The organism is Streptomyces viridosporus, assembly GCF_002078235.1.
Classification (GTDB): domain Bacteria; phylum Actinomycetota; class Actinomycetes; order Streptomycetales; family Streptomycetaceae; genus Streptomyces; species Streptomyces viridosporus.
This window is the reverse complement of the sequence record NZ_MSGP01000005.1, coordinates 1-5762: the sequence shown is the minus strand read 5'-3', so window position 1 is coordinate 5762 and position 5762 is coordinate 1. Positions and strand designations below refer to the sequence as shown.

Genomic DNA, 5762 nt, shown 5'->3' with positions numbered 1-5762 from the left:
GAGGCGGACAGGGCGGGGAGGGTGGTGGGGTAGGCGTCGATGGCGTCGGACATCCAGGTGGTGGAGGCGTCCAGGGCGCCGCCGATGAACAGGGACGGCTGCGTGATGGGGGCGCCGCGGTGCGGGGCGAGGTCTTCCCAGTCGCGGTCCATGTTGCGGTAGCGGTTGAGGGCGCCGGTGATCCCGGTGCGCTCGAACTCCCCGGCGTAGACGTCGAGGTCCTGCTCGCTCAGCCAGGTCGGGAGGGCCTCGGTGGGAAAGCGGTCGCGCAGCTGGCCGCCGTGGGCGACGAAGTGCGGGTCGGGCTCGCCCTGGGCGGGCATGGTGTCGGCGGACAGGGCCGCGTAGAAGCCTGCGAGCCAGCCCCGGACGTCGGGCTCGATCTCCGCCTCGGCGCGGCCGGGCTTTTGGAAGTAGGAGACGTAGAACTCCTGCTCGGGGCCGCCGATCTGGCCGAAGATGTCGGTGGGGCGGGGGCCGCCGGGCGGCGCGTAGGGGACGCTCAGCAGGCCGAGCGCGCGGAAGACCTCGGGGTGGAGCAGGGCGGAGGTGGCGGCGATGTTGGAGCCCCAGTCGTGGCCGACGACCACCGCGCTTTCCTCGCCGAGGGCGCGCACGAGGGCGACGTTGTCCTCCACCAGGTGGAGCATTCGGTAGGCGTCGGTCGCGGCGGGCTTGGAGGAGCGGCCGTAGCCGCGTACGTCGATCGCCACCGCCCGGTACCCGGCCGCGGCGAGGGCCGGGAGTTGGCGGCGCCAGGAGTACCAGGACTCGGGGAAGCCGTGCACGAGCAGGATCAGCGGGCCGGTGCCCTGCTCGACCAGGTGCAGACGCCCGGCCGGGGCCTCGACGGTGCGGTGGCGGAGCTCGGCGGTCGGCTCGGGCTGCACGGGCTTCTCCTCGGTTCGCGGCGGACGCGACTACCCATCGATCATGCGGCGCGGCACCCGCCCGACGCGATCAGCCTTGCCATTCCGGCAAACCCGCAGGACAGAGCGGTGGAGCGGCACGGCAGGAAGGAGCGGGAAAGGGGGCGCTGTCACGTTGGCTGGGGCGTGGGATGATCTTGAAGTGATCGTTCCGGGAAGGGTTCGTTCGTGCCGTCGACGCCGCCGTCCTACAAGGGCCACCGCTACCCGGCCGAGGTCATCGCGCACTGCGTGTGGCTGTACTTCCGTTTCCCGCTCAGCTCCCGCGAGGTGGAGGAGTTGATGCTGCAGCGCGGTGTGATCGTTTCCTATGAGACGGTCCGCCGCTGGTGTATGAAGTTCGGGCAGGCCTATGCGAACGGACTGCGCCGCCGCCGGCCGCGGCCCGGGGATAAATGGCATCTGGACGAGGTCTTCGTCAGGATCAACGGGGAGCTGAAGTACCTGTGGCGCGCGGTGGACCAGCACGGCAACGTGCTGGACATCCTCGTGCAGAGCAGACGCGACAAGGCCGCGGCCAGGCGTTTCTTCCGCAAGCTCCTCAAGAAGACCCGCTCGGTGCCGCGGGTGGTGGTCACCGACAAGCTCCGCAGTTACGGGGCCGCCCACCGCGAGGTGATGCCCTCCGTCGAGCACCGCTCCCACAAGGGCCTCAACAACCGGGCCGAGAACTCCCACCAGCCGACCCGGCAACGAGAACGCGCCCTGAAGGGCTTCCGCAGCGTCGGCGGAGCGCAGCGGTTCCTGACCGCGTTCAGCGGCATCTCACCTCACTTCCGGCCCCGCCGCCACCTGATGACCGCCCCCGACCACCGCGCCGAAATGACCGTCCGCTTCGCGATCTGGGAGCAGATCACCGGCACCGCCGGCCTGCCCGACACGGCCTGAGCGCGGAGCCGGAACCCGGCCCCAGCACGCCCCGACGCCCCGCCAAGCGCCGACACCCTCGACAACGTGACAGCGCCCCCGCACGTGCTGGTGACCCGGCTGACCAGAACCACCAGAGCGCCGACCGGGGCGGCACACATCCGTGACAGTCTGGCCCCGGTTGGCCTGCTGCCGCGCGTCCTGCGCTCGACGCGGCTGCTCACCCTTGCTGCCGAGCTCGACATCAAACAGCTCACCGCGGCGTTGGGGATGTCCTATGCCGGGGCCGCCCACTACATATAGTCCGCGGCGGACTGGACGCTACGCCGAGCTTGGTCTCGGTCCCGTCGGACAAGGTCTCCACCGCCTTCCGGGGCACCGGCCGGTGGGCGCCTTCCCGTTCCACCCATTGCGTGAGGGCTGCAAGTCCGCGCTGGAACGCCTGCTGCGCCTTGCTCGCCCCCCCTTCGCCGCACGCCCGGCTGCCGGGGCCTCAGGCGGCGCCTGGGCGGGCTTGATGCCCAGCCGGGCCTGCTATTCCTGCTGCTTGCTCGACAGTTGCTTCCAGGTGCCCGGCTGTGTTTCTGTCGCTGGAGCCACCGCCCGAGGTCGTCGCCTTCGAAGAGCACGTCGGGGGCGATGTCGGGCAGGCCGCCGTCGGCGTCGACGACCTGGTCACGCGCCGCCACGCCGCCACGTCCCGGCCGAAGAGCCCGGGCCGGCCACGCACCGTACGCTCCATCTGCGCCCTGGTGCCGTGCCCGGCGCGCGAAAATCCCAGCTGGGGCTACCGGAGGGTGCATGGCGAGCTGCTCGTGCCGGGGGTGAAGGTGGCTGCCTCGGCGTCGTGGTTGCGGAAGCGGTCAAGCTGGTCCGTGACAAAGAACCTCACGGATTGGCAGACGACATGCTGAGGGTCGAAGAGCTGGAGGCCGTGCTGCCGTCGATGACACGGTGGCGTGTGCCTGGGGGGCGCGGCGTGGACTGGGCCGTCCTCGAGGCGGGCCTCGGGACGGCGCTGCCCTCGGACTTCCGCTTGCTGGCGGAGGCGTACCCGGTATTGGTCATCGACGACTTCCTGAGCGTATCCGTTCCCCGGCCCGGGGGCGAGGCGTGGTGGGCGTCCGAGTCCAGGGAGGACGAGATCCTTCAGGATCTGTACGAGATGGGCGACACCGAGGACTACGTTCCCTTTCCGCAGCCGGGAGGCCTGATCTCCTGGGCGGAGTCCGACTCGGGGGACTGCTTCTACTGGAGGACGAGTCCCGCGGACCCGGACGCATGGCCGGTGGTCGTGCGCGGAGACAACGGAGACCGGTCAAAGTTCCCGGTCGGCGCTATCGAGTTTCTGACCGGCGTGTACCGGCGAACCCTCCACGTACCCGGTATGCCCAGGGACTTCCCGAGCGACTCCCCAGAGGTGCTGGGCCTGAGCGACCGCATCGACTGAGCGGGGCACCGGCCCGGTCCGCGAGCGAGTGCTGGAGTTGGCGTCACCTGAGCTGTCGCGCCAACGGTGGAGACAACGACTTCGGCGGAACACGCCAAAGTCGCCCTTCCGGGAGGTGGCACGTGAGCGTGCACCAACCCGCATCAGCCGTACTGAGACCGGCGCCGCCCGGCCCGGGGCGGCGGCGACCTGTGCGGCGGTGACCTGCCGCTGGGCCGGGCCTGTCTACAGGCGCAGGAGTCGCTCCGTGATCTCCCGGTACTGCCGCAGCGCGTGCCGGAACTCCTCTGCCTGCGCCTGGGCGTCCTGGTCCTGCCAGCCCGCACGCAGGACGCGTCGCCGTTCCGCGAGGGCGCTCGCGAGTTCTGCGGTGGCCTCGTCGAAGGCGTTCTCGGCCGTTTCCAGTGCCTCACGCGGGGTGTCGGCGAAGTCGAGGAGGGCCTGCCGCAGGCGCTGGGAGACCCGGTCCCGCTCCTCGGCGGGCAGCAGCGGCTCAGGCCCCGGGGCCCAGCGTGCGGCGGCTCCGACGCCCTTGTCCGGAGGCTGCTGGGCGCGTGCCTGGTCGTACATCATCGTGTGCCACTTCCCTGTGTGTCGCGCCAGCCGAGTGCCACCCGGCCCTCGTCTGGATCAAGCCGGGCTCGCGGGGCCTGATCCGAACGAAAGCCCCTGACGCTCATGGCCCGCCTGCTCGGCCTGCACCGTCCCGCCAGTCAACGCCCGGCGACGCCCCCTGTCAACGAACCTCTGGGACGGGCGAGTTGCGGAGCGGCCATCCGCCCAGCTCTGCGGTGACGCCTGCGGCAGCACGTCCATCAGCTTCTCGAGGTCGGCCGGTAGACCTTGAAGGTCTGCGTTCGGCGATAGGTCGACGGCTGGACATCGAAGCGCAGGTCCACCACGGGCTGCGGCGATCGGCCCCAGTGGCTGTGGGGCAGCGCGGCGTGACCGTGGATGCGGGCGTCGACCAGCACCTCCGCATCCTCGTCCCCGATCTCGCAGTCGAAGACGGGAAAGGCCGTTGCCACCCGAGCCGCCGCTGCCGGGTATGCGGCGCACGCTCGCCCCAGTGCCGGCGAGCAGAACAGCGCGTGGCCGAAGGACCCCACCAGGCTCGGTAGGGGCACCTTGTGGTGGGACCGGCCGTCGAAGGCGAGGTCACGCCTGGAGCAGAGGAACTCGAGGAAGGAAGCAACGACGCCGGCCTGGTGACTGCCCGCCCGGACCGTGAAGCGAACCGCGCTGCGTCCGTGGTCACGCAGCACGTAGTACTCGTGGAAACCCATCGGATGACCGGCCGCATGGGTGCGACAGTAGACCTGGTCGAAGCCGTCGACCGGCAGGTACTGCGGGGCGGGGGCGTGAGGGCCAAAGGCCCTGGCGATGACGTCCAGGACCGGCGTCCCGGCCTCGGCCTCCGCCGGGGCGCAGGGCGGCTCGACCTCGGTGAAGTCCTTGCGAAGGCGGTCGTTGATCTTGCGTACTGCGTGGCGCCGCGCCTGCTCCTCGTCGTCGAGCACCGTCGTGCTCGCCCTGCCCGGTGTTCGGTCGGAGCCCCACCGGAGAAAGCAGCGGATCCCTTCCTGACGGATCTCCCAGTATTCGAGCGGGGCCGCCTGCCGCTCGAACCTCCGCCATCTGGTCACCCGGCCGCCCCCACGGTCTGGCGGTCTGTCCGCGCCAGGACCGCACGTGGGTGACCCTATCGCTCGATCGCCAGGGGCGGCCCTCGCCGTCCCCGCCGGTCAGGACACCGGGAGGAGCGCTCGTCCGTCCCAGCGGATGCCCTTCTCGCCGCGGATGCGGACGCGCTCGCGCCGTTGGGCGGCCGGCACGTCGGAAGGGTGGGCGTTCTTGTTCCGCCGGCGCAGGAGGCGTGCAGGGCGCGGGTCTGCGCGGTGTGGTTGCGGTGGTGGAAGTTGGCGACGGTGCACTGCCGAAGCGGCCCGAAGCGGGCTGCGATCGGGTTGGCCCAGGAGGCGTAGGTCGGGGTGAAGCACAGCTCGACCCGGTTCTTCTGCGCCCAGAACCGGATCTGTTCGCTCTTGTGGGCGGAGAGGTCGGCGTCCCGGGGCGGGATGCTGGCGGTCGCCCTTCGGGGCGACCGGGACGGGCGGGGTCGGGCGGTTCGGCCGCATAGGAGGCCGAACCGCCCGTACCCTTCGTGGTGTCTACGGCGTCACATGGCGGGCGCCACACACTGGAGGCCATACCTCGTGCTGATCGCTCAGCGTCCCTCGTTGACCGAAGAGGTCGTCGACGAGTTCCGCTCCCGGTTCGTGATCGAGCCGCTGGAGCCGGGCTTCGGCTACACCCTCGGCAACTCCCTGCGCCGCACGCTCCTGTCGTCGATCCCCGGTGCCGCCGTCACCAGCATCCGCATCGACGGCGTGCTGCACGAGTTCACCACCGTGCCGGGCGTCAAGGAGGACGTCACCGACCTGATCCTGAACATCAAGCAGCTGGTCGTCTCCTCGGAGCACGACGAGCCGGTGGTGATGTACCTGCGCAAGCAG

The 5762-nt window shown here is 70.7% G+C and carries 7 protein-coding genes and 2 pseudogenes; 5 read left to right on the top strand and 4 right to left on the bottom strand.

The genetic code is table 11. The features are described 5' to 3' along the window. On the bottom strand, positions 1-890 hold an 890-nt coding region (locus B7L92_RS00600), incomplete at its 3' end, for an alpha/beta hydrolase (protein ID WP_081235540.1). A gap of 207 nt (positions 891-1097) precedes the next feature. Here B7L92_RS00600 and B7L92_RS00595 point away from each other — a divergent pair. From B7L92_RS00595 to B7L92_RS41795, 4 genes are all read left to right on the top strand, one after another. Next, entirely contained in the window at positions 1098-1817 is a 720-nt protein-coding gene (locus tag B7L92_RS00595) for an IS6 family transposase (protein ID WP_081235539.1), read from the top strand. Between the two features lie 66 nt (positions 1818-1883). Continuing rightward, positions 1884-2099, top strand: coding sequence for a hypothetical protein (locus tag B7L92_RS40130; RefSeq protein ID WP_143626209.1), 216 nt, complete (start codon positions 1884-1886; stop codon positions 2097-2099). 275 nt (positions 2100-2374) lie between these two features. After that, the gene (locus B7L92_RS43800; RefSeq protein ID WP_438363907.1) at positions 2375-2710 is read left to right on the top strand and encodes a hypothetical protein; all 336 of its coding nucleotides are present in this window, start codon (positions 2375-2377) and stop codon (positions 2708-2710) included. Further along, positions 2692-3246 (top strand): SMI1/KNR4 family protein, encoded by a 555-nt coding sequence (locus B7L92_RS41795; RefSeq protein ID WP_255310691.1) that lies wholly within the window; start codon positions 2692-2694, stop codon positions 3244-3246. Before B7L92_RS43800 ends, B7L92_RS41795 begins: the two co-directional genes overlap by 19 nt. Positions 3247-3471: 225 nt before the next feature. Here B7L92_RS41795 and B7L92_RS00580 read toward each other — a convergent pair whose 3' ends face one another. The 3 genes and pseudogenes from B7L92_RS00580 to B7L92_RS00570 form a co-directional block, all read right to left on the bottom strand. Beyond that, complete coding sequence (locus B7L92_RS00580; RefSeq protein ID WP_081235538.1) at positions 3472-3819, bottom strand: hypothetical protein; 348 nt, start codon at positions 3817-3819, stop codon at positions 3472-3474. Positions 3820-4061: 242 nt separating this feature from the next. Next, on the bottom strand, positions 4062-4892 hold the full coding sequence (locus tag B7L92_RS00575; protein ID WP_255310690.1) for a WGR domain-containing protein: 831 nt from the start codon (positions 4890-4892) through the stop codon (positions 4062-4064). A 99-nt stretch (positions 4893-4991) separates the two neighbouring features. Then, positions 4992-5308 (bottom strand): annotated as a pseudogene (locus tag B7L92_RS00570) (IS630 family transposase); the annotation flags it as partial. Positions 5309-5462: 154 nt separating this feature from the next. Here B7L92_RS00570 and B7L92_RS00565 point away from each other — a divergent pair. Continuing rightward, positions 5463-5762, top strand: a pseudogene (locus tag B7L92_RS00565) (DNA-directed RNA polymerase subunit alpha); the annotation flags it as partial.

Coding starts and splice junctions, on each gene's coding strand:
- B7L92_RS00580 (WP_081235538.1), bottom strand. CDS start 3,819: ATGATGTACGACCAGGCACGCGCCCAGCAGCCTCCGGACAAGGGCGTC.